Raw genomic sequence first — 24,461 nt, 5'->3', positions numbered from 1 at the left:
GTCGAATTAGCAAACGAAATTACATCGACTTACCCACAAATAGCGACACAACACAAAAAAGAAAGAGCGGGAGAACCCGCTCTTTCTAAGCCATCATATGGGATTATTTTTGGTAACCGCCTAATTGTTGCTCAGCTAGTGAAACTAGACGTTTAGTGATTTCACCACCAACAGAACCGTTAGCGCGAGCTGTTGCATCAGCTCCAAGTTGAACACCAAACTCTTGAGCGATTTCGTATTTCATTTGGTCTAATGCTGATTCAGCACCAGGAACCGCTAATTTATTTGTGCTACGTGACATGTTATATCACCTCCTTGTGAGTATAGAGTGTGATAAATAACATGACTTCATACACGTTTTAGATATGGTAATTTATGGTTTTAGAAAAGTTCTTCAAATTTTTCTTCTTCCGCCACTACTTCTACCGTTTGTAATACCATTGTTTCTTTGTTCCCTACAGCTTCATCGATTAATGGCGTGAAATCGTATTTCGCTTCAAAACGATTTGCTTTTTCACGTTTCGGCTTTGTCGCTGGGCTTGCTGGTGTGAATACAGTACAGCAATCTTCATATGGACGAATTGAAATATCATATGTGCCGATTTCTTCAGCGATTTTAATAATCTCTAATTTATCCATCGTAATAAGCGGACGAATAACTGGGTAGTTTGTTACTTCGTTAATCGTATGCATACTATCTAACGTTTGGCTTGCTACTTGTCCAAGACTTTCACCAGTCGTAATTGCAAGTGCGTTACGCTCCTCAGCAATACGTTCTGTAATACGCATCATCATACGGCGCATAACCGTCATTGAATAGCTAGATGGGATTTCTTTATTAATCGTTTTTTGCACTTCTGTAAACGGAACAAGGTGAAGCGTTACTCGTTTACAATACTTCGTTAACTCTTGCGCTAAATCGATTACTTTTTGTTTTGCACGCTCACTTGTGAAAGGTGGACTATGGAAGTGAACTGCTTCCACAGATACGCCGCGTTTCATCGTTAAGTACGCTGCTACTGGGCTATCAATACCACCAGAAAGAAGTACCATTACTTTTCCGCCAACGCCAACTGGTAAACCGCCAGCTCCCATACGCTCATCGCACATGATATAGCTATAGCCACTGCGGATCTCTACGCGTACATTTACATCTGGATTATGAACATCTACTGTAATATCTTCTGTGTTTTCTAGAATATGTCCGCCAATCTCAGGTAATAATTCCATCGTTCTCATTGGGAAATGCTTATAAGAACGGTGTACAGTAATTTTAAATGTTTTCACATCACCTTTTACTTGTAAGAAAGCTGCTAATGCACCTTCTTTAATGTCTTCTAATTCTGATGGTACTTTCATCGCTAAGTTAAATTTATGAATACCGAATACATCCTTCAATCTTTCAGAGACTGCTTCATGATCTTCACCATTTAACTGGATGTACATACGATCATGTGTTGCATCGATTTTAATATTTGGGAATTTTTTCAGTTTGAACTTCACGTTATCTTTTAATGTGCTTACAAACTTAGAACGGTTCTTACCTTTTGTCGTCATTTCTCCATAACGCACTAAAATATATTCATATTTCAACATAATTTCTTTACCTCATCACTTCATATAATTTTGGTATCGTCTCTTTTACAATACCTTCAAATTGTTTTACTTCTTCCATTGTGTTTTCTGGTGCCAAACTAATACGAATAGCGCTTGCAGCTGCTGCATGCGGCACTCCCATTGACACTAACACTCTGCTCACTTCATTTGCTTTTGAAGAACAAGCAGATTTCGTTGACACATATACACCGTGTTCTTCTAAAGCATGAACGACTACTTCTGGTTTTAAACCAACAAATGATACATTTAAAATGTGCGGTGCTGCATAGGCAAGCGACGTGTTAATCGTTACATCTTCCATCTCTTTAAAGAAACGAACAAGCTCTGCTTGTAAACTTTGCAAATGAGCTACCTTTTCTTTCACTTGTTCCATTGTCATGCGAAGTGCTTTCACCATCGCTACAATGCCAGGTAAATTCTCTGTACCAGAGCGATACTTAAGCTCTTGTTGACCACCTGATAAAATTGGATCTAATCTTACGCCATCGCGTACATAGAGAAGACCCGTTCCTTTTACACTGTGGAATTTATGTCCAGATATTGAGCAAAGATCAATATGAGAAGCATATAAATCAAGCGGTACTTTTCCTATCCCTTGCACATGATCTACATGGAATCTTATTTTCGGATGATTCGATAATAACGTTCCAATTTCAGCAACGGGCTGAATTGCTCCAGTTTCGTTGTTCACATGAATAATTGACACAAGAATCGTATCTTCACGAAGTGCTCGTTTCACATCTTCTACCGATACAACCCCATGCTCGTTAACCGGTAAATATGTTACATCAAACCCGAGTTCTTCTAATTGCTTATATGCCTCAAACACAGACGCGTGTTCAATATTTGTTGTAATGATATGTTTGCCGCGCGAACGATTCCTCATCGCTATCCCTTTAATCGCAAGGTTATTCCCTTCCGTTCCACCTGATGTGAAAATAATTTCAGAAGGTTTAACACGAAGAAGCTGCGCTGCAATCGTTCTTGATTGTGTTAATAGACGCTCTGCCTCTCCTCCAAGCGAATGAATAGAAGAAGGATTACCAAAATATTTCCCAGCAACCGTCACGTATGATTGAAGAGCTTCTGGATATGGCTTCGTCGTCGCACTATTATCAAAATAGATCATCGTTCTTCCCCTTTCAGCGCTATCACATCGTATAATCATATCATAAATACGTGTCATTACGCTAAGACTACGCAAAGGTTCCGTTTTATCTCGATTGGTGAAGACTAATAATTGGCGAGGATGCCCTCCTATTACAGTTTCACTTTATCCCGCGTTAACGGGCAATAAGACTCTCACCTCAAAATCCAGTTAGAGCAAAGAAGTTAGATGGGAGATTAACTGCCCGTAAATGCCCGATTGGTGAAGGCTAGTAATCAGTGGGGATGAATCCTCCCACCGATTAGAGTTTCACTTTATTTTGAAACGAATAACCTTGCTGTATTCCGCTATTCATTATAGCAACATCGCCTGCAAAATTACATAAAAAAACAAACCCTTTTATGAAAGGGTTTGTTCATTGTCTACATATTCAGCTATTTTTTGAACAACGCCAGGTTCAAGTTGCTCTAATACTGAAGCCGCTTGTTCTAAAGCTGCATCGTATTGGTATTCACGGAATAATTTCTCAGCATAATTTAAACTTTCTGCTAGGTTTTCATCATGACTGCGGTAACGGTTACCGTACTGAATTAATTTTTCCACTAAATATGCTTGTCCAATTAACTCTTCTGTCATTTCAGCTACATCGTTCACAGTTGTATATGCTTCTTCTAAACTGCTATTTACAGCGTTCATATTTAACGGCTTCACTTCTAATTGTTCATATACAGCTTGCATTGCCATTTGCCCTCTTTTTAAATCTTCCATAATACTCTCTGGAAGACCTGGCAAATTCGACTTTTGCATAAAGCGTTTCGTTTCGAAAATAGTATTTCGCATTTCTTGTAACTTCTCACGCGCTTCAAATTCTTCTTTACGCATCGCTTGCAGCATTTCTTTATATTCTGCATGAAGTACTTTTAACGTTTCACATTGCTCATAAACCTCTTCTAGTTCCTCACGAATAATAGAGAAGGCAATATCTTGTTCAGCAACGCGTAATTGCAACATTTCAAAACGTTTCGTTAAAATGTGCATTTGCTTTTCAATTACTTTTTGAGACTCAATATCCTTATCTTGCAATTGATAGCTTTGTTTCACAAGTTGTGTTTCTGTTTTCGTTTCAATCGTTTCGATGCGCATTTCTTCTAAGTCATCATAAACAGAAAGTGTTTTTTGCTCCACATAATGTCTCGCATGTACTTCTTGTTCCAGCTGATCGTAGAACCCATCTAAACGTGTTTTTAAGTTTTCTACTTTTTCAGCCGCTTCTGTTATATGAAGCTCCTGTATATCCATTAAACATGTTTGTAGTTGTTTCGTCATATCGCGAACTTCTTTAGGGACTTCCAAATAATCTAATACATAACCTTGTCTTACCATATCATTATGTCCGTGTAATAAATCTTCCAGTTGAACTGGTAACGTCGCTTGACACTCTACCAATAAATCTGGAATTTGGTGAATAATGATTTCTAAATCTGCTAAACCTTCTTCCAAACTAATGACAATTTCTCTCGCTTTTAAATAGTCGCCATTGTTTGTTGCTTCTTCAAAGGTTTTAAATTTCTCAGATTCAGCGTCTAACATCTCTTCGATTTTCTGCTCTGCTGCTCCATACATATGTCTATGAGCAAGAACACTCTTTTTCATACTACGATATGTATCACGTAACCCTTCAATTTCCGAGCTATTTTTCTCATGGCTTTCTAACAATTGCTGTAATTCATTTAAAATGTCCGTAATACGATTATCAGCGTCATCTAAACCACTTATGGATTCGTTCATCGCATGCTTTGCTTTTCGGAAGGAGAATTGCGAGGCGAATTTTCGCGCTTGCGCTAAATCTTTGTCAGCTTTCGGAAGGGTTGTTGATACAATTTCATCCCATTCTTCACGCCATTTACCAAACAGTTCTTCTGTTTGACCCGTCATGTTTAAATCTTTTACCCGTTTTAGTTCATCTGCCACAGGTTTATCTTTTATCTCTTGTTTCCACTGCTCCAGTGCTTCAATATCTTTATATGAACGATTTCTTATCACAAGCTCTATCATGAGCAGCACTAGAATAGAGCTTACTACAATGATAACGATCGTCAGGATAGAATCCATGCAAAAAAGCCTCCTAGTTATATCTCTTTTTTTGTCCGTTCCGTTTATGAAATGGAAGGCATTATGTATAAAAAGGGAATTCCCCTATATTTAACAACTAACAATGTACTAATCATACCATGTAATGGTTTGTTTTTGACCTAGTTTTTTTTAAAATTTCATGTTTCTTTCAATGTGATTGTAATCTTTCTCAATATTCCGCCTACCTCACTACCTATCCTCAAATGATTGTAATAACAAACAATCTTTCGTATGGGATACGAAATAAATTTTCCGCATGAGTGGTGGTTCAACAGAAATTACATGTACATTTCCTTGCCTTACAGACTGCTCTACTGCCCTTTCTGGAAGTAACGTGATACCAAGGCCAGCTTTTACCATTGCAAGCATCGGTTCTGCGTAAGATGTTTCCACAGCTATAGTTGGTTTTACACCTATTTCATGAAACATGTTCATAATCATTTTCCTTACATCACATATTTCTGGATATACAATTAATTTTTCATTGTGCAGCTCTTCTATTTGAATGACTATCTTCTCTTTGTACGGATGATTAGTTGAAACGGCACAAACAATTTTCTCTTGTTGTACTTCTTTTATATACGTAGCCCCTTCTACTATTGAATCGATGAACATCGCGTCAATCTCCCGCGCTTTAAATAAATCTCTTAATACTTCCGTATGCCCGATTTGCCATTCCAATTCGAACCCATCACCTAATATATCTTTACATTCTGATATGTAATGCTCTGCTAAACTCGGTAGTATACCAATTGAAAATTTCTGGTTCTCTTGATATCCCCTCATTTCTGTTTTCACTTCATTTATTTGCTCCAAAATCGGTAGCATTCTTTTTATAAATAACTCTCCTGCCTCCGTTAACTCTACTCCTTGCGCAGAACGCTTAAGTAAAGTAACCTCTAAATCCGCTTCTAACTTTTGAATTTGTTTACTAAGCGCTGGTTGAGATATATGTAAAATCTTACTTGCCTTTGATAAACTTCGCGTATGCTTCACTTCAATAAACGATCGTACTGCCTCCAAATCCATCGTACACACCTCTAACAAAAAGTTATAACCGTTATAAGAAATCTCTATTTCCTCCTATAAACAATTACTCTTTATACTTATTTCATCAACTTACTATAACGAAATGTAAAGGGGAAAGATACTCTTGAACAAAAAACAAATGCTACTCGGATCCTTTCTATGCTTACTCGCCGTCACTGCCTGGGGATTTATGTTTCCTGTAATGGCAAATGCTCTGCAATTTATCGATCCGTTCTTCTTCACAACGATTCGCTATGGATCAGCAGCTATTATTTTTCTTATTTTGCTATTAATTACTGAAGGAAAGACTTCGCTCAGTTTAGAAAAAAGAACACTTTCTCTATTCTTTTACGGGACAGTCGGTTTCGCGGGGTATGGTTTTCTCGTTTTCTACGGACAACAACTTGCTGGACCTTCCGGAGCAATCCATGCAGCTATGATTCAATCCCTTATGCCACTGATTGCCTTATCACTGCAATGGATAACGAAAAATTGCCGCCCACAAAACTATACATTCCTTTGTATGTTCGTTGCATTACTTGGTGTTATGCTTGTCATTTCAAAAGGAAATATTCACTTATTATTTGGAGCTGCAAGCCACTTATCAACAAACATATTGATGCTATGCGGCGTTACTTGCTGGGTCATTTATACAAACGGGGGTGCTCGTTTTCAATCTTGGTCACCACTTAGGTACACGACATTAACTTGTTTATTTGGCTCCATTTCACTCATCGTTATTGTTACTTTCTTAACGTACACAAATATAGTTACTATGCCGTCACTGCATACAGTTGTGAGCGTTCGTTTTGAGCTCTTTTATATGTCGATTATCGCAGGCGTTATCGCTGTATTTTGCTGGAATATGGGAAATCGCTATATTTCATCTATTAACGGCATATTATTTATGAATTTAGTTCCTATCCTTGCACTGATCGGTTCTATCTTTCGAGGTTATACAGTCGATAAAATTGAAATCGCTGGAGCAGCATTAACAATTATCGCGCTATTATGTAACAATTTATGGCAAAGAAAAGTAAACATAAAAATCCCCACCTCAGTTCGTTAGGTGGGGATTCTTCACATATGAACAGCTCTTGGCCATTCATGGTACATATTCGCTTTACATAATGCTTGTTCCATCCATTGCTCAATCTCTTTCGTATACATTTCTATGAAAAATGTCTCAGATGGGAAAGAATGCAGTACTTCTGATATATATTGTGGATATAAAAACGGCATATTTATCATACCTTTTAATTGCGTCATAAACATTGTAAATGATACTTTCTGAAATTCTTGTTTCATTTGTCCTTGTCTAATCATTTGTTCTATATAATATCTTTCTTTAGAAAAATAAACGGTCATCACTTCACGAATTAATGTCGTATCAAGCGAAAGCTCTCGGTAGAAGAAACGTGTTAGTTCTCTATTTTCAAATTGATATCGTAAAATCCCGCGCACCATTTGCACCATCACATCTTTAGCCGACAAATACTCTCTCTGTTCAAACGACATTTCAATCACATGAATATATCCTTCTAAAAAATCAGTAATAAGCTGTTCTAATAAACCTTGCTTCCCAGCAAAATAATATGAAATATTCGCTACATTCACATCCGCTCGCTTTGCAATGTCTCGCACCGACGTTCCATCATAACCTTTCGTATTAAACAACGATATTGCCGCATCAATTACTTTTTGTTTCGTCTGCTTCATGCGCTCACTTCCCTTCAATGAACAGCTATAGTTTAAATTTCTTGACTTTTAAGACAAATTCCTTTAATTTTCTATCGACAAAGTCATGTGAAATACATCGTATTTTGCTAATATTTTACACATCTCGATAAAAAAGGAGCTGTTTCCATGTTTACTAAAGAAAGTTATGCAGGATCTCGCGTGCAGCAATATGAGACAGTAATTAAACAACTGGATGCGTTATTAACTGGCGAATCAAACGTAGTCGCAAACTTATCAAATGCGTCCGCATTATTAAACCAATTTTTAGATCGCGTTAATTGGGTTGGCTTTTACGTAACAGAAGGAACTCAGCTTGTTCTTGGACCGTTCCAAGGAATGCCTGCTTGCGTGCGCATTCCATTTGGACGAGGCGTTTGCGGCGTAGCAGCTGAAACGAAAACAACACAGCTTGTAGCAGACGTTCACCAATTCCCAGGTCACATCGCTTGCGATAGTGCTTCTAATTCAGAAATCGTTGTACCGATTGTGAAAGAAGGAGTTGTCATTGGTGTACTTGACATTGATAGTCCTGAAAAGAATCGTTTTGATGAAGTAGATCAGCGCTATTTAGAAAAGTTTGTGGAAACACTCCTAAAACATATGTAAAAAGAAAAGAGCGAGTTATCGATTTAGTACGTCCTGTACAAAACCGATAGCTCACTCTTTTTTATTGATTAACAGTAGATATTTTCTTTAATGCCTGCTCTAAATCAGAAGCGATATCCTCCCACGATTCTAAACCGACTGATAAGCGTATTAAATTATCGAAAATGCCCATTTCTTTTCTTAGTTCAGCTGGAATCGCAGCATGCGTCATCGTTGCTGGATGCTGAATTAACGTTTCTGTATCTCCTAAACTCACCGCAATTGTAATAAAGTGAAGATCATTAATAAACGCTTGCGTCTCTTCTTTTCCGCCTTTTACTGAAAAAGAAATAACACCGCCCCCGTGTTTCATTTGACGAGATGCTAACTCCCCTTCTGGATACCAAACACCTTCTACCGCATCATGTTTTCTTAAGAACGATACAATTTTTTCTGCATTATCACAATGACGATCCATTCTTACTGCTAACGTCTTTAACCCGCGTAATAATAACCACGCATCAAACGGCGCCATAATACCGCCGATATCCTTTCGCATCGGGCGAATATTTTCAGCTAATGCTTTCGTTTTACAAATTGTTACGCCCGCTACAACGTCACCATGGCCTCCAATATATTTTGTCGCACTATGCACAACAGCGTCACAGCCAAGCTCAAGCGGTCTTTGTAAATAAGGTGAACAAAATGTATTATCAACAATAACAAGTAAGCCTTTTCGCTTCGCAACCCGAATCACTTGTTTTAAATCAATTAATTTCATTGTCGGATTAATTGGTGTTTCAACGAAAATAAGCTTTGTATTTGGGCGAATTTTATTTTCAATATCAACCTCTGTCTCCATATCACAAAACGAATGCGTAATCATAAATTTTTCTTCTAACACTTCTAAAAAACCGTACGTACACCCATATAATCCATTTGAACAAATAATATGATCTCCAGCCTTTAAAAAACCAATTAAAGTTGCTGAAATAGCTGCCATACCAGATCCGAAGGCAAGCGCCTCTTCTCCTCCTTCTAACACCGCCATACGTTCTTCAAATAATTTCACAGTTGGATTTCCAAGCCGTGAGTAAATATAAGATGGATCCACTCCCGCAAAACTCGCCTCTCCTTGCTGCGCAGTTTCAAATGTAAATGTAGAAGTTTGAAATAAAGGTGGTGTTAAACTTCCTTTATGTTCCTCAGGTATATAACCGTGGTGAATTAACGCTGTCTCCATATGCTTCTTTTTCATAAAAACATCCCCCTTATGTTTTTATTGCCGCATATTCATCCATAAAAATTTGATGAACGTTTTCCTTCATTTTATGTAAGCGTTTTATTTGTGTTTCTATCTCTTCTTCTATATTGTTTTAAATTCCTTCTTATATTAATTTCCAAAATTTTTATGCATAAAACAAAAACGTACTCGCTTGACGAAACTCTGGGTAAAAGATATAATAGCGTTTGTGTAAAATAAAAAGGCAGCCTTGTAATGTGAGTTTATCGTTTGTATTTTGTTCCTCTACGGAGGTGTATCTCGTAACTCCCTGCTGCTGGAGCGAAGGTACATGAAAACAAAATGCCCGTAAATATCGATTACGTCTGTTTTTATTTTACGTAAATAAAAACATTTTTAAAGGAGGAGTCAACTATGGCTCGTTATACAGGTCCAGCTTGGAAACTGTCTCGTCGTCTTGGAATCTCTCTAAGCGGCACAGGAAAAGAATTAGAAAAACGCCCTTACGCACCAGGTCCTCACGGTCCTAACCAACGTAAGAAACTTTCAGAATACGGTTTACAATTACAAGAGAAACAAAAACTTCGTCACATGTACGGCATGACTGAGCGTCAATTCCGTCGCACATTTGACCAAGCAGGTAAAATGCCTGGTAAGCACGGCGAAAACTTCATGATCCTTCTTGAAGCTCGTCTTGACAACTTAGTTTACCGTATGGGCTTAGCTCGCACTCGTCGTGCAGCTCGCCAATTAGTAAACCACGGTCACATCATGGTTGATGGCGCTCGCGTAGATATCCCATCTTACCGTGTAAAACCTGGTCAAACTATCAGCGTTCGCGAAAAATCTAACAACCTTGTTGTTGTTAAAGAAGCGATCGAAGTTAACAACTTCGTACCAGAATACTTAACTTTCGATGCTGACAAATTAGAAGCTACTTACACTCGTCACGCTGAGCGTGCTGAGTTACCAGCTGAAATCAACGAAGCATTAATCGTAGAGTTCTACTCTCGTTAATGACAAAAAGCCAATCCTGTGGATTGGCTTTTTTCAATTCCCTCATTATTTTTATATCCTACATAACATAAAAATCCCAATACCCTATACTCCCATCTAAAACAAAAAGAATAACCTCCCTGTTTCCATAAAGAACTCTGTTATATTATGAATTTTCACGGAATAACAATAATATTAAAGATTTTTAAACTTTATAACGAGGAGACATTGATATGGAATTCAGAAATGACATAAACAAAATAGCTAACCAAATTTTAGAACGAACAGAGTACATAACTAATGAAGAAATGACCAAGCAATCATTAATTATTCCTTTTCTTCAAAAACTAGGTTATGACGTTTTTAATCCTTTAGAAGTTAGACCTGAGTATGTTGCAGACTTCGGAACTAAGAAGGGAGAAAAAGTCGATTATGCGGTTTTTAAAAATGGGGTTCCAATTATTTTAATCGAGGCAAAATCTGTAACAGAAAATCTCCTTAAACACGATGCGCAACTATCTAGATATTTCAATGCCTTACCTGATGTCAAAGTAGGGGTACTAACTAATGGTGTAGAATACAAGTTTTATACTGATTTAACAAATGACAATGTGATGGATGAAAAACCTTTCTTCACATTCAGCATGGATAATTTAACTAATTTAGATATTGAAACGATTGAAACTTTTACAAAAGAAAATTTTGAAGCTGAAGAAATCGTAAAATATGCTGAAGAGCTTATTTATATGACCAATTTAAACTCTACAATTAAAGAACTATTTAAAAATCCTTCAGATGACTTCCTTCGTTTTCTAATTAGAGACTTTAGCTCAACTAGAATTACAAATAACGTTTTAGAGCGATTCCGACCAATCGTTAAAAAAGCAATTAATCGAACACTATTAGAAATAATCAGTGATGGTTTAACACCAAAAGAAACAAAAACATCAGAGAAAATAGAAACAAGCCTAGTTGCAGCTGCTTCTACCGAAATAATTGAAGACATTAACAAAGAAGACAAAACAGATAGAGTTTTCACTACAGAAAATGAACTAACCGCATTTAACATTGTTAAAGGGATTTTAACTGAGCATCAAAGAGATATCAATAACCTCAAATATAAAGATACCATTAGTTATTTTTGTATCATGAATCGTGTAATCACAAAATGGTTTATACGTCTCTTCCTTGATGGCGATGCAAAATCCTTAGTTGTAAGACTCGATTTAGAAGCTACTAAACAGCTATGCCCTAATTTTGTGGTTGAACAAGCCCCAAAATCACAGGGAGTGAGTAGAATTTTTATTGATAACGTTAATGACTTAAAAGATCTGGAAGCACTTATTACTTCGTGCTATGATCAAATTTTAGCTAATGTTTAAAAGAGAAAAATGTACGCTCTTTTTCCAACAACCTGACAAAAAGCCAATCCAATGGATTGGCTTTTGAAGTTTATATATAAAATAAAGTTATTTATTTTCCTCTTTTTGAACATATACATAAGCATCTTTCTGCTCTTTATGTATATCAACCTTCGAATTCTCTGCAAGTTGACCCGCGTTTAGCAAAGAAAAAATAATCAATGCTTCTAGTGACATTTCGTTTTACCACTCCTTTCTAATTGTTATACGTTTATCATACCGCTTACATGTGATTTCCGTATGAACTCGAAAAGGAGATTACAACAAAAAGGTTACAGGCATACGAATGCACGCTATAATAACCATAAAATAGGAGGTGGATTCTTTTTGACAATAAACCAAATGGTTCAACTCGGAAGTTCATTTATGTTGTTTATTACTTCAGCACTTATAAGTTGGTATCAGGGGAGTAATCTAATAGATTATCCTGATGAATGGAAATATAGCGCTAAGTTTACGAATTACTTTAAAGGTACCGTTTCAAATTACCAAGATATTTATCAAATCGATTTCTTTATATATGCGGCAAAATTTTATCCAACAGCATTTGTTGTTATGCTCATTAGCTTACTTTATATGCTCATATTAATTCTTCATATTCTATTTACAAGAAAAGATCAGGCAATCTAAATTCATACATAAAAACCCCGAATCATAGACTTTTCAGCCTACAATTCGGGGTACTATTTGTTTTATATTCGTTTCTGATTAGTAACGAATTAAGAAATATTTCTTCTTACCGCGGCGAATGATTGTGAATTTACCTTCGATGCGGTCGTTTTCTGTTACAACGTAGTCTAATGCTTGTGTACGCTCACCGTTTACGTAGATTGCGCCGTTCGTTACATCTTCACGTGCTTGACGTTTTGATGGAGAGATTTTGCTTTCTACAAGTAAGTCGATTAATACTGTATCTTCTGCAGTACGTTCTACAGATGGTACGTCTTTGAATCCTTGCTCGATTTCGCTTGCAGTCAGTTCTGCTACAGAACCGCTGAATAATGCAGCTGAAATTTTAATCGCTTGCTCTAATGCTTCTTCGCCGTGAACAAGTTTTGTCATTTCAGAACCTAACGCTTTTTGTGCTGCACGTTTTTCTGGCGCTTCAGCTACTTGCTTTTCAAGCTCAAGAATTTCTTCATGAGATAAGAATGTGAAGTATTTTAAGTATTTAACAACATCGCGGTCATCTGTGTTAATCCAGAATTGGTAGAACTCGTAAGGAGTTGTTTTCTCTGGGTCTAACCAAATTGCGCCGCCTTCTGTTTTACCAAACTTCGTACCGTCAGATTTTGTAACAAGTGGAATTGTTAAACCGAATGCTTTCGCATCTTCTTCTGATTTACGGATTAATTCAAGACCAGCTGTAATGTTCCCCCATTGGTCACTACCACCGATTTGCAGACGGCAATTATGTTGTTGGTATAAGTTTAAGAAGTCGTATGATTGTAAAATCATGTAACTGAACTCAGTGAATGAAATACCAGTTTCTAAACGAGATGCTACTGTATCTTTTGCTAACATATAGTTTAAACCGAAGTTTTTACCGATATCGCGTAAGAATGAAATTACATCTAAGCTACCAAGCCAGTCATAGTTGTTAGCCATCGTTGCTGGGTTGTCCACGTTTTCAAACTCTAAGAAGTTTGAAAGTTGGTTTTTAATGCTTTCTGTGTAGTAAGCAACTGTATCTTTCGTATTTAATGTACGTTCTGCTTTTTTACCACTCGGGTCACCGATCATACCAGTACCACCGCCAACAAGTGCGATTGGTTGGTGGCCAGCTAATTGGAAACGACGTAACATTAATACTGGTAACATATGACCAATATGTAAACTATCCGCTGTCGGGTCGAAACCACAGTATAATTTAACGCTTTCTTTTTCTAATAATTGCTCAAGGCCCTCAGCATCTGTTTGCTGATTAATTAGACCGCGAAATTCAAGATCTTGTAAAATACCCATATCCTACATACTCTCCTTTAAGTTCATTACTGGCGTGAAGGTTGAAAACATAAAAAAATCGCCCCTTCAAATAAGGGACGATTTTGATTATCGCGTTACCACCCTAGTTGCAGGCAAAAAAGCCTACCACCTTATTTACATAACGGCTTAGCACCGTCTTTTCCCTTTTGAATACAATTCAATCGAAAAAAGATGCTCTAGGGGCGTAATTCGCGATCATCTATGTGCTGATTTTCACCGGCCATCAGCTCTCTAAAACAGGGAAATGATCACTACTTCTCCCTTTCCACGCTCAATTATTCATATACTTTTCTTTATACCATCATTTATATAGGCGTGTCAAATAGAGGTGGAATTTCACTTCTCTCCAATCCTTTACAACGTCGCAAAGAGTAATTTATTAGATATAAAAAAGCCTCCCTCATCTATTCTTTCATAAATGTATACAGATGAGGAAGGCACTTCGTTCAAATATTATTTTAGTTTTTTTATAATCTTTGCAGGATTCCCGCCAACTACTACATTATTAGGTACATCTTTCGTTACGACAGCACCAGATGCGATCACCGCATTGTCTCCAATTGTTATACCTGGATTAATAATTGCTCTTCCGCCAATCCATACGTTATCGCCAATTGTAACTGGTTTTCCGTATTCTGATCCGCTTATACGCTCTACCGGATCAAGCGGGTGCGTTGCTGTATAAATGTGAACACCTGGAGCTAACATACAGTTCACTCCGATTGTTACCGGGCATACGTCTAAAATCGTACAGTCAAAGTTCGCGTAAAAATTTTCACCGACATGAATGTTATAGCCGTAATCACATCTAAAAGAAGATTCAAGATGAATATTATCTCCTGTCGTTCCGAATAATTCTTTTATGATTTCGCTACGCTCTTTCAATTGCTCTTCTGGCGTATCATTTAATTTTCTCGTTAATATACGTGCTTGCTCTCTTTCTTGTACTAAAACTGGATCAGCCGGTATATACATTTCTCCTAGTATCATCTTTTCCTTTTCTGGTTTCATTTTCCTCTCCCCTTTAACTCGTATATATAAGTTTCTTTTATTTTACATCAACAAATATCTTTTTCAACCATAACCTTTTATGTAAGCCAGTCCTTTTTATATAGTACATAATGGTTTTCCAAAAATATTTCATTGTATTTAGGGAATGAGCGTTTCACTTGTTTCTCTAATTTAAATCCTATTTTCTCCATAGACCTGCATGAATTGATATTTTTATCCCAAGCCTGTGCATGAACTTCATCCACATCTAAATTTAAAAATATATAATTATATATTAAATTTCTCGCCTCTCGATTAACACCTGTACGCCAAAACTTACGTGCAATCCGTTGAGCCTCTGCACTCACAATTAACTTTTTATTTTCATTCACAGTTGGCATAGAAATCCAATATGTCCCTATCATTTCCTTTGATTGTTTCATTATAATTGACCAAGCCATAATATCTTTCAAATTTTTATAAGTGTATAACAACTCTTTAATTTCATTACTATCTTTCGGGACTGTATTCCCCGTCCAACGATGCATATCGGCATTTTTCATTGCCTCATACCACTCGGTGTAATCTTTTTCAGGTTCTACAGAACGTAAACACACTATGTCTCCTTCTAAATTCGGTATCTTCATCTATATTAGCTCCTTTATTATTGACAAAAAAAAGGCCTGAACATTTTTCGTTCAGACCTTTCTCTCTTAATCTTCCATCGTTGATAAGTCACCTGTTGGTAAATTCAGCTCCCACGCTTTTAATACGCGGCGCATAATTTTACCACTTCTCGTTTTCGGTAATTTATCTCTAAATTCAATTTGTCGTGGCGCTGCATGAGCTGCTAGGCCTTTCTTTACAAATTGACGAATTTCTTCTTTTAATTCATCAGATGGTTCGTATCCTGCTCGAAGTGCGATAAATGCTTTAATAATTTCGCCGCGCACCGGATCAGGAATACCAATTACACCAGCTTCTGCAACAGCAGCATGCTCGATTAATTTACTTTCTACTTCAAACGGACCAACGCGCTCACCTGACGTCATAATTACATCGTCAATACGTCCTTGGAACCAGAAGTATCCATCTTCATCCATATAGGCAGAGTCGCCTGATACGTACCAATCTCCCGGCATGAAATAAGATTCATACTTTTGCTGGTTATTCCAGATCCCGCGCATCATAGATGGCCAACCTTTCGCAATCGCTAAGTTACCCATTGTGTAAGGAGGCACTTCATTTCCTTCATTATCAACAATCGCTGCTTTCACACCTGGAATTGGTTTACCCATTGAACCTGGACGGATTTCCATACAAGGGTAGTTACAAATAACTTGTCCACCTGTTTCTGTCATCCACCACGTATCATGAATACGAAGTCCAAATGCATTCATACCCCAGCGAATTACTTCTGGATTTAACGGCTCACCAACGCTTAATACGTGACGAACTTGTGATAAGTCATATTTTTTAATTGCGTCTTGTCCAGCTCCCATTAACATACGGAATGCTGTTGGTGCGCTGTACCAAACCGTCACACCGTAATCTTGCAGTGCTTCATACCAAGCTTCTGGACTAAAGCGTCCACCTAAAATAACATTTGACGCTCCAACTAACCACGGTGCGAAAATACCGTAAGCTGTTCCAGTTACCCAGCCCGGGTCAGCAGTACACCAATATACATCGTCTTCTTTTAAATCTAATACCCACTTCGCCGTTTGATAGTGCTGAACCATTGCGTTTTGCGCATGAAGCACACCTTTTGGCTTACCAGTAGAGCCAGACGTGTAATGTAGAATCAAACCGTCTTCACGGCCTAACCATTCAATATGTAATTCTTTTGAAGCTTGTTCAAATAAAGGATTGAACGCTACCGTTTTACCGCCTTCTTCTACATTATCTCCAACAAGGAAAACTGTTTTTAAAGCCGGTAAATCATTTAATGGTACGCGCTCTAACAATTCAGGCGTTGTAATTAACACCTTTGCTTCGCTATCTTCTAAGCGATCGCGAACTGCGCCTTCCATAAATGCTTCAAATAGCGGTCCAACAATTGCTCCTAATTTCACTGCACCTAAAAGTGCGAAATATAACTCTGGAGAACGTGGCATAAAAATAAAAACGCGATCGCCTTTTTCTACATCGCCATAATTCTTAAGGACGTTTCCTGCTTTATTAGAAAAATCCTTCATTTCCTTAAATGTATATTTCTCTTTTCGCGATCCATCTTGATAATAAAGAGCTACTTTATTCTTTCGATCGGATTTCGCATGCTTATCAATTGCCTCATACGCCATATTTACTCGGCCTGTTTCATTCCAAGTAAAGTTTTTATTAACCTCTTCCCAGTTAAAATTCGCGTATGCCTCATCATAATTCGGCAAATTATTTTCTCCTTTAATGACAGGAAGCGTTTCTACTTTCATACTTTACATCCCCCTCCTATGTATTCTATTATCTATTATAATGACATTATTTAAAATTTTCAGTATATTTGTTGATTTTTAGACAAATTTTTAATGACAAAATTCGATTCACATCGCATATATTATAAAGTACGATATTAATAGATTCACAAACCCTCAAGGTGGTGAGCAATACATTGATTCATAAAAAAATATACAATGCTAGAAACTTAAAAACAGCGAAAGGCACTTTAATTATTGAAGGTCCTGTCTCTACACATAATCTTGAAATGTATGAATTTCATCCAGATTTAGTTGCATTTCGTCCTGCTGAACAGCAATATAAAGCAATTGTCGAAATTTCTAAATTACCAGAAGCTCGACTCATTATTGCTAGACATGACCAGATGATTGTTGGATATGTTACATATTTATATCCTGATCCACTTGAACGATGGTCAGAAGGAAAAATAGAAAACTTAATTGAGCTTGGGGCAATTGAAGTAGTCCCAGCCTTCCGCGGGAGTTCTGTCGGAAAGAACTTACTAGAGGTTTCTATGATGGACGATTATATGGAAGATTACATTATATTGACGACTGAATATTATTGGCACTGGGATTTGAAACAAACAGGATTAAATGTTTGGGAATACCGAAAAGTAATGGAAAAGATGATGAATGCCGGCGGGTTACAATGGATGGCTACAGACGATCCTGAAATTTGTTCACATCCCGCCAACTGTTTAATGGTCCGCATCGGTAAACGCGTTGATACGGATTCTATTCAAGCTTTTGATCGTCTACGTTTTCACAATCGTTTTATGTATTAATAAAGGGGGCAACTGGAATGATTGTAGAAGAAATTATGAATCAAAATGTAGTTACACTACATCCAAACGATACAATCGAAACAGCAATCCGAACGATTCGCACGAAAGGCATTCGGCACATTCCAATTGTCGATCAAAATAATCACGTCGTAGGCATTATTTCTGATCGGGATGTAAGAGATGCAAGTCCGTCTATTCTAGATGAACAAGTTTCACTCGATATGCTACAGCAACCGCTTGAACTTATTATGAAACATCCTGTAATGACTTGCCACCCTCTCGATTTCGTTGAGGAAATTGCTACTTTATTTTTTGAAAATAAAATTGGCTGTCTTCCTGTTACAAAAGCTGGGAAGTTAGTTGGAATAATCTCAGAATCTACAGTACTGCACACGTTAGTAAAATTAACAGGAGCACATCAACCAAGTTCGCAAATTGAAATTCAAGTAAAAAATGAACCTGGTATTCTTGGAAAAGTCGTTGCTATTTTTAGTGATTTACAAATAAATATCGTGAGCGTTCTCGTCTACCCAGCAAAAGATGAGAATGATAAAGTACTCGTTTTCCGCATTCAAACGATGAATCCTCTAAAAGTGATTGATGCACTTGAAGCAGAAGGCTACCGCGTATTATGGCCAAACATCATGGGGATGCAAGCATGAGTAGCGCGTTTATTTATTCGGATGATTTTCTGGGCTATTCATTTAGCCCTGATCATCCTTTTAACCAACTGCGCGTCACACTTACGTATGATTTATTACAAAAGGGCGGTTTCATCTCTCCCTCTCAAATCATCTCACCACGGATGGCTACAGATGAAGAGATTGCCTACGTTCATACAGAGGAGTACATAAATGCGGTAAAACGTGCTGGAGAAGGAAAGTTAGAAAAATCAATTGCGATGACATATGGACTCGGAACAGAAGATACACCGATGTTCCCAAATATGCACGAAGCAAGCGCATTGCTCGTTGGCGGTACGTTAACAGCTGTCGATGCTGTTCTTTCCGGAAAAGTAAAACACGCACTTAATTTGGGCGGCGGCTTACATCACGGCTTTCGCGGCAAAGCATCTGGCTTTTGTATTTATAACGACAGTTCTATCGCAATGAAATATATTCAAAAGAAATACGGTTTACGCGTCTTATATATTGATACAGATGCTCATCACGGTGATGGCGTACAATGGTCGTTTTATGATGACCCTAACGTATGCACCGTTTCACTGCATGAAACTGGTCGCTATTTATTCCCTGGAACTGGCGCTGTAAACGAACGTGGACAAGGTAATGGTTATAGTTATTCTTTTAATGTTCCACTCGATGCTTTTACAGAAGATGAATCGTTCTTAGAATCATATCGAACTGTTGTAAAAGAAGTTGCAGCGTACTTTAAACCGGATATTATTTTAACGCAAAATGGTGCTGACGCACATTACTACGACCCACTTACACATCTTTGTGCGACAATGAATATTTACCGCGAAATACCGAAGCTCGCTCGCGAAATCGCTAACGAATATTGCGACGGTCGCTGGATTGCTGTCGGCGGCGGTGGCTATGATCACTGGCGTGTCGTTCCAAGAGCTTGGGCACTCATTTGGCTCGAAATGAACAACATCCACAACATCTCAGGTTATCTCCCTCCAGAATGGATTGAAGCTTGGAAAGGACAAGCAGAAACAGAACTTCCCCTCACATGGGAAGATCCAGACAACATGTATAAACCTATCCCCCGTAAACCAGAAATTGAAGAAAAGAATGCATTAACTGTAGCGAAATCCCTTGAAATTATTCGGAATAATATGACAAAATCTTTATACTAAACGAAAAGGAGGCTCGTTTTTGAATAGCCTCCTTTTATTTAAAGCTTGCTATTATTGTCGTTTTCTGTCGGTAAGTCGATATATTTTAATAATCGCTGATATATTCCGAGTTGCGCCGATATATTTTGATAATCGCTGATATATTCCGAGTTGCGCCGATATATTCTAATAATCGCTGATATATTTTTATTTCATAACAGTCTGGCCCAACTTTTATGAGAAAAGGTCGTGATATTATGTGGACACAACAAATAATCAACACGAAACGCGGTACATTTGAACTCTTTACAAAAGGAAATGGCGAATCGCTTTGTATTACACATCACTATTCACAATTTAATGAAACTGGTGATTACTTTGCGGATGTTTTTACTGCTACGCATCGTGTATTTCTCATTAATTTACGAGATACTGGTCGCTCTGTAACCGCCCAGTCAGAAAACGAATTAAGCATGATTGAAACAATCCACGACTTAGAAGCCATCCGAGAAGCATTACAACTTCCAACATGGCATTTCGCCGGTCATTCAACAGGTGGTATGCTTGGACTTTTATATGCAATTACCTATCCAAATTCCTTACAATCATTAGTACTCGTTGGAGCGGCAGCAAGCAACTACACCGAAACACCCTTTTGCATTTATCATCTAGAACATCCGCAGTTTCATTATATGCAAAAACTCATCGAAAACTTAAAAAACCCTCTCCTTACAAGTGAAGAACGGAAAGAGCTATCTACTAAGAGAACAAAATTATCATTATATAAACCGGAAAACTACAATTCTTATTTTTGTAAACCAATCCAAAAAACTATGTCCGCTAGCCGTATGAATGCTTTCACCAATGAATATCTTTCATTTGATTTAAGAAAGAATTTATCTTCCATCCAAACAAAGACCCTTATTATATGCGGAAGACACGATGTGCAGTGCCCGATTCAGTGTTCTATCGATATGCATGAGGGCATACGTAATTCTATTTTTGTGACACTTGAAGAGAGTAATCATTATCCTTTTTTAGAAGAAGCTGCTCAGTTTACTTCTACTACTCAAACATTTTATAAATCATTACGCCAGTACCGTTATTATTAAGGAAAGCTCACAGCCTCTATGAGACTATGAGCTTTTTTCAAAAGAAGTATTTCAACTAGTAACAATTAAAAGAAGAACACACAAAACCACTAAACCTAAATCAATAAATACTGCCTTTTTATCTCCTTCTTTTAAACTTATTAGAAAACTAGAAACTATTTTAATTGCAAAAAAGACCATCATAAATAACCAACCAAAATGATCATTTGTATAATCTTCATCATAAAACATTTGTATTGCACCGATAATTAATAAGATAAGTATGATATTGGTTCCAATCTTTAAAGCCTTGTTTGATTTATTATCTTTTAATGTATCTCCCAAAATGTAGCACGCCCTCTCACACTCTCCTATGTTTTATCTCTCTTTATATTTTAACATAAATTACCTATTTTCCCCTTTTGATCACATAAAAAAACCTGCCAAAACTTTGACAGGTTCCCTACACATTAAAACGATAACCAGCTCCCCATACCGTTTCAATGTATTGCGGGTGAGCAGGATCTCTTTCAATTTTTTCACGTAGTTTTCTAATGTGGACGACAACAGTGGCTAAATCACCAGCGGAATCTAATCCCCAAATGCGTTCAAATAACTGTTCTTTATTTAATACTTGGTTTGGATGCGTTACAAAGAATGTCAATAAATCAAATTCCTTCGTTGTAAACGCGATTTCTTCATTGTTTATAAAAACTTTCCTCGCTCGTTGATCGATAGAAATTCCGTGAATATATAGCGTATCACGTTGCTTACTCACATTTCCTAATAATCTTTCATAACGGGCAATATGTGCTTTTACTCTTGCGACTAATTCACTCGGGCTAAACGGTTTCGTTATATAATCATCCGCTCCTAATCCGAGTCCGCGAATTTTATCTATATCTTCTTTTTTTGCTGAAACAAGTAAAATCGGGATATCTTTTACAGCACGTATTTGTTTACAAATTTCGAATCCGTTCATTTTCGGAAGCATAATATCTAAAATAATTAAATCATAGTCTTCTTGCAAGGCTGTTTGTAAACCTATTTCTCCTGAATGCTCTACATCAACTTGGAAATCATTAATTTCTAAATAATCTCGCTGTAATTCTGCAATACTTACTTCATCTTCTATTAGTAAAATTCTTTTCAATTTACTCACCACATTCCTCTACTTTTTCCAATGAGAAGAAAATGCTTGTCCCTTTACCAAGCTCGCTTTCCGCCCAAATTTCCCCGCCATGTTCTTCAACAATTTGCTTCGCTATTGCTAAACCAAGTCCACTTCCACCTGTGCTAGAATTCCGCGATTGTTCTGCACGATAAAAACGTTCAAAGATATACGGCAATGTATCAGATTCTATACCTGATCCATTGTCCATCACTTTCACAATAACTTTATTATTATCACTCGATACTGTTACAGTAATTTTCTTCTCTTCTTTATCCATGTATTTCACACTATTATGAATTAAATTTGATATAACTCTATTGATCTTTTCGCAATCAGCCGTTACATATAGTGGTGATGCATGTAATTGTAAGTTAACTTCTATACCTTCTTTACTTAAATCCATTTGCATCTCTTCGATTAACTCTTGCATAAACATATTTAATTCAACCGTTTCAAACTGAAAGGGAACTCGATTCAAATCGAGCTTCGAAAACAAAAAGAGTTCATCAATTAGTGTGTCCATATGTTTTGCCTTCGTATGGATAGTTGTTAAATACTTATCCATTTTTTCTGGCGTATTTGCTACCCCGTCCTTTATTCCTTCTACATATCCGATAATTGATGTAATCGGTGTTTTTAAGTCATGAGAGATGTTTGAAATAAGCTCTTTTCTATTTTCTTCATACTGTGTTTGCATCTCTATCGATTCTTTTAATCTCTTCCTCATTTCCTCAAATCCTTGATTTAATTGCCCTATTTCATCGTGTGATGTAACTGGTATTTGAAAATCTAAATTTCCTTCTTTAATTTTCTCCGTTGCGCCTTTCAATACAAAAATTGGTTTTATTACACTTCTTGAAACGAGGTAACTTAATAATCCAATGAGTAAAATGGCTAGTAGTAAGAGAGATACGAATAAGATTGGAAATAATTTTTGTGTAAGATCTACAAATGAACTTTGCTTTTTTAGTACAAATATACTTCCCTCTTCTTCCTGAGGAAAATAAAAATCAAACTTTACATATCGATAAAATGTATCGCCTAGTTCCGTTGTACCACGACTATTAATATTTGCCGCTTCAAATTTCGGAAGGGCTTCTTTTAAAGATACACTTTCAAATACGTTTGAAGCATATGAAAGTGTTTCTCCTTTTCTTACTACTATTTTCACACCCTCTTTTTCTATTGCTGAGACAAACGACTCATCTAACAATTGAGATTGATGCTGTTTAGCTGCTGACTTCAACTCAAGATAGGCATTCTCTTCTTCTGGTGTAAGTGGCTTTTGAATATAAGAACTTTTATAGAAATTTTTTACTGCTTCCAAGTCACCTGTTATCGAAAAAACGATTAAAAATCCCGCGACTAATATAAGCGTAATGGAAACGAGGATAACAGCAATATAAGAAAATAAAAACCTTGTTTTAATAGACATATCTTAAATCCTCACTTTATCAAACCTTATTATTTATAAGCATAAAAATATATGTTCAATTACTCAAGCAATTTTATAGTAATTTTAGCGTCAGTTTATAAAAATTTAATGTTCCTATTTTACAGTTGAAATTAGGAGGTTGAAATTCCATGTTCAAAAAAACATTCAGTATGATATGTTGCGTAATTTTTTTACAAGGATGCTCGCAAGAACAAGAAGTCAAAAAGGAGATGACAAACATGGAGACTGCACTACTAGCAGCTACTGAAAAAAATGAAACGAATACTGTTATATCTTTACTAAAACAAGGTGCAAATATAAATGCGACGGATAATCAAGGACGTACCCCTCTTATGATTGCTACATACAAAAATGATGTAAAAACCGCAAAAGCACTTATCGAAGCTGGTGCTGACGTAAATATCCAAGATGACATGAAAAACAATCCCTTTCTATACGCCGGTGCGGAAGGTTACTTAGACATTTTAAAACTAACAATTGATGCTGGTGCAGATCCTACGATTACAAATCTTTACGGCGGAACAGCTCTTATCCCAGCCTCAGAACATGGCTATATTGACGTTATAAAAGAACTCCTCACTCGAACAAATATTGATGTAAATCATGTAAATAACCTGGGATGGACAGCTTTAATGGAAGCCATCGTACTAAGTAACGGAAACGAAACACAGCAACAAGTCATTCGCCTTCTTATTGAGCACGGCGCAGATGTAACTATTCCAGACAACGATGGTGTTACCCCGCTAGAGCATGCTCGTGCTCATAACTTTGAAGAGATAGAGAAGATTTTGTTAGAAGGGAATAAGTAAAAAGCTATTTTTTGCCTTCCTCCCCCACCCTATGCTAC

General features: G+C 37.0%; 25 protein-coding genes and 1 other annotated feature. Of the genes, 10 read left to right on the top strand and 15 right to left on the bottom strand.

All coding sequences use genetic code 11. From position 1 onward, the window contains the following. Positions 1–103: 103 nt before the first annotated feature. The 5 genes from CGQ22_RS01310 to CGQ22_RS01290 all read right to left on the bottom strand — a co-directional run bounded on the left by CGQ22_RS01310 (position 104) and on the right by CGQ22_RS01290 (position 5,887). Positions 104–301, bottom strand: a complete 198-nt coding sequence (locus CGQ22_RS01310; RefSeq protein ID WP_000091640.1) for an alpha/beta-type small acid-soluble spore protein — start codon at positions 299–301, stop codon at positions 104–106. 80 nt (positions 302–381) lie between these two features. Next, positions 382–1,596, bottom strand: coding sequence for a tRNA uracil 4-sulfurtransferase ThiI (thiI, locus tag CGQ22_RS01305; RefSeq protein WP_074593284.1), 1,215 nt, complete (start codon positions 1,594–1,596; stop codon positions 382–384). 7 nt (positions 1,597–1,603) lie between these two features. After that, complete coding sequence (locus CGQ22_RS01300) at positions 1,604–2,746, bottom strand: cysteine desulfurase family protein (RefSeq protein WP_089148223.1); 1,143 nt, start codon at positions 2,744–2,746, stop codon at positions 1,604–1,606. Positions 2,747–3,124: 378 nt separating this feature from the next. Next, complete coding sequence (gene ezrA / locus CGQ22_RS01295; RefSeq protein ID WP_000377300.1) at positions 3,125–4,837, bottom strand: septation ring formation regulator EzrA; 1,713 nt, start codon at positions 4,835–4,837, stop codon at positions 3,125–3,127. A 210-nt stretch (positions 4,838–5,047) separates the two neighbouring features. Further along, the gene (locus CGQ22_RS01290) at positions 5,048–5,887 is read right to left on the bottom strand and encodes a LysR family transcriptional regulator (RefSeq protein ID WP_089148222.1); all 840 of its coding nucleotides are present in this window, start codon (positions 5,885–5,887) and stop codon (positions 5,048–5,050) included. Between the two features lie 124 nt (positions 5,888–6,011). Here CGQ22_RS01290 and CGQ22_RS01285 point away from each other — a divergent pair, with 124 nt between their 5' ends. After that, positions 6,012–6,956: a DMT family transporter gene (locus CGQ22_RS01285; protein ID WP_002181039.1), complete on the top strand. Its 945-nt coding sequence runs from the start codon at positions 6,012–6,014 to the stop codon at positions 6,954–6,956. Between the two features lie 11 nt (positions 6,957–6,967). Here the strand turns inward: CGQ22_RS01285 and refZ are convergent, their stop codons facing one another. Then, a complete protein-coding gene (gene refZ, locus CGQ22_RS01280; protein ID WP_000814921.1) occupies positions 6,968–7,606 on the bottom strand; it encodes a forespore capture DNA-binding protein RefZ in 639 nt (212 codons plus the stop codon). 147 nt (positions 7,607–7,753) lie between these two features. Between refZ and CGQ22_RS01275 the strand changes: the two genes are divergently transcribed. Continuing rightward, positions 7,754–8,233: a GAF domain-containing protein gene (locus tag CGQ22_RS01275; protein WP_000494343.1), complete on the top strand. Its 480-nt coding sequence runs from the start codon at positions 7,754–7,756 to the stop codon at positions 8,231–8,233. Between the two features lie 61 nt (positions 8,234–8,294). On the opposite strand, the gene megL is transcribed toward CGQ22_RS01275, so the two are convergent. Then, a complete protein-coding gene (megL, locus tag CGQ22_RS01270; protein WP_089148221.1) occupies positions 8,295–9,470 on the bottom strand; it encodes a methionine gamma-lyase in 1,176 nt (391 codons plus the stop codon). Between the two features lie 399 nt (positions 9,471–9,869). Between megL and rpsD the strand changes: the two genes are divergently transcribed. Both rpsD and CGQ22_RS01255 read left to right on the top strand, forming a co-directional pair. Then, positions 9,870–10,472 carry a 30S ribosomal protein S4 gene (gene rpsD / locus CGQ22_RS01260; RefSeq protein ID WP_000135311.1) on the top strand — a complete coding sequence of 201 codons (603 nt, stop codon included), beginning with the start codon at positions 9,870–9,872 and terminating at the stop codon, positions 10,470–10,472. Positions 10,473–10,684: 212 nt separating this feature from the next. Next, a complete protein-coding gene (locus CGQ22_RS01255) occupies positions 10,685–11,833 on the top strand; it encodes a type I restriction endonuclease (RefSeq protein WP_046945887.1) in 1,149 nt (382 codons plus the stop codon). A gap of 87 nt (positions 11,834–11,920) precedes the next feature. Here CGQ22_RS01255 and CGQ22_RS01250 read toward each other — a convergent pair whose 3' ends face one another. Then, positions 11,921–12,049 (bottom strand): hypothetical protein, encoded by a 129-nt coding sequence (locus CGQ22_RS01250; RefSeq protein WP_000050940.1) that lies wholly within the window; start codon positions 12,047–12,049, stop codon positions 11,921–11,923. 63 nt (positions 12,050–12,112) lie between these two features. Here CGQ22_RS01250 and CGQ22_RS01245 point away from each other — a divergent pair, with 63 nt between their 5' ends. Next, the gene (locus tag CGQ22_RS01245; protein WP_081114006.1) at positions 12,113–12,502 is read left to right on the top strand and encodes a YjdJ family protein; all 390 of its coding nucleotides are present in this window, start codon (positions 12,113–12,115) and stop codon (positions 12,500–12,502) included. Positions 12,503–12,580: 78 nt separating this feature from the next. Here CGQ22_RS01245 and tyrS read toward each other — a convergent pair whose 3' ends face one another. The 4 genes from tyrS to acsA all read right to left on the bottom strand — a co-directional run bounded on the left by tyrS (position 12,581) and on the right by acsA (position 17,280). Next, entirely contained in the window at positions 12,581–13,837 is a 1,257-nt protein-coding gene (tyrS, locus tag CGQ22_RS01240) for a tyrosine--tRNA ligase (RefSeq protein ID WP_000512092.1), read from the bottom strand. Between the two features lie 70 nt (positions 13,838–13,907). Further along, positions 13,908–14,135, bottom strand: a binding site (T-box leader). A gap of 176 nt (positions 14,136–14,311) precedes the next feature. Next, positions 14,312–14,869: a maltose acetyltransferase domain-containing protein gene (locus CGQ22_RS01235; RefSeq protein ID WP_089148220.1), complete on the bottom strand. Its 558-nt coding sequence runs from the start codon at positions 14,867–14,869 to the stop codon at positions 14,312–14,314. Positions 14,870–14,946: 77 nt separating this feature from the next. Then, on the bottom strand, positions 14,947–15,495 hold the full coding sequence (locus tag CGQ22_RS01230) for a GNAT family N-acetyltransferase (RefSeq protein ID WP_089148219.1): 549 nt from the start codon (positions 15,493–15,495) through the stop codon (positions 14,947–14,949). A 66-nt stretch (positions 15,496–15,561) separates the two neighbouring features. Continuing rightward, the gene (gene acsA / locus CGQ22_RS01225) at positions 15,562–17,280 is read right to left on the bottom strand and encodes an acetate--CoA ligase (protein WP_000862049.1); all 1,719 of its coding nucleotides are present in this window, start codon (positions 17,278–17,280) and stop codon (positions 15,562–15,564) included. Between the two features lie 176 nt (positions 17,281–17,456). Between acsA and acuA the strand changes: the two genes are divergently transcribed. The 4 genes from acuA to CGQ22_RS01205 all read left to right on the top strand — a co-directional run bounded on the left by acuA (position 17,457) and on the right by CGQ22_RS01205 (position 21,005). Beyond that, entirely contained in the window at positions 17,457–18,089 is a 633-nt protein-coding gene (gene acuA / locus CGQ22_RS01220; RefSeq protein ID WP_000581392.1) for an acetoin utilization protein acetyltransferase AcuA, read from the top strand. A gap of 17 nt (positions 18,090–18,106) precedes the next feature. Next, positions 18,107–18,751 carry an acetoin utilization AcuB family protein gene (locus CGQ22_RS01215; RefSeq protein WP_000634583.1) on the top strand — a complete coding sequence of 215 codons (645 nt, stop codon included), beginning with the start codon at positions 18,107–18,109 and terminating at the stop codon, positions 18,749–18,751. Next, positions 18,748–19,914 carry an acetoin utilization protein AcuC gene (gene acuC, locus CGQ22_RS01210; protein ID WP_000092790.1) on the top strand — a complete coding sequence of 389 codons (1,167 nt, stop codon included), beginning with the start codon at positions 18,748–18,750 and terminating at the stop codon, positions 19,912–19,914. Before CGQ22_RS01215 ends, acuC begins: the two co-directional genes overlap by 4 nt. Before the next feature lie 215 nt (positions 19,915–20,129). Then, positions 20,130–21,005: an alpha/beta fold hydrolase gene (locus CGQ22_RS01205; RefSeq protein WP_139032796.1), complete on the top strand. Its 876-nt coding sequence runs from the start codon at positions 20,130–20,132 to the stop codon at positions 21,003–21,005. 51 nt (positions 21,006–21,056) lie between these two features. On the opposite strand, the gene CGQ22_RS01200 is transcribed toward CGQ22_RS01205, so the two are convergent. The 3 genes from CGQ22_RS01200 to CGQ22_RS01190 all read right to left on the bottom strand — a co-directional run bounded on the left by CGQ22_RS01200 (position 21,057) and on the right by CGQ22_RS01190 (position 23,593). Next, positions 21,057–21,329: a hypothetical protein gene (locus CGQ22_RS01200; RefSeq protein ID WP_000502923.1), complete on the bottom strand. Its 273-nt coding sequence runs from the start codon at positions 21,327–21,329 to the stop codon at positions 21,057–21,059. 118 nt (positions 21,330–21,447) lie between these two features. Beyond that, positions 21,448–22,137, bottom strand: a complete 690-nt coding sequence (locus tag CGQ22_RS01195) for a response regulator transcription factor (protein ID WP_033673118.1) — start codon at positions 22,135–22,137, stop codon at positions 21,448–21,450. A 1-nt stretch (position 22,138) separates the two neighbouring features. Further along, positions 22,139–23,593 (bottom strand): sensor histidine kinase, encoded by a 1,455-nt coding sequence (locus CGQ22_RS01190; RefSeq protein WP_000023862.1) that lies wholly within the window; start codon positions 23,591–23,593, stop codon positions 22,139–22,141. A gap of 149 nt (positions 23,594–23,742) precedes the next feature. Here CGQ22_RS01190 and CGQ22_RS01185 point away from each other — a divergent pair, with 149 nt between their 5' ends. Beyond that, positions 23,743–24,423: an ankyrin repeat domain-containing protein gene (locus CGQ22_RS01185; RefSeq protein WP_000475117.1), complete on the top strand. Its 681-nt coding sequence runs from the start codon at positions 23,743–23,745 to the stop codon at positions 24,421–24,423. Positions 24,424–24,461 lie beyond the last annotated feature (38 nt).

The organism is Bacillus sp. M13(2017) (assembly GCF_002218325.1).
Taxonomy (GTDB): Bacteria; Bacillota; Bacilli; order Bacillales; family Bacillaceae_G; genus Bacillus_A; species Bacillus_A thuringiensis_K.
The sequence above is the reverse complement of the archived record's forward strand: the minus strand, read 5'-3'. Positions and strand labels throughout refer to the sequence as shown.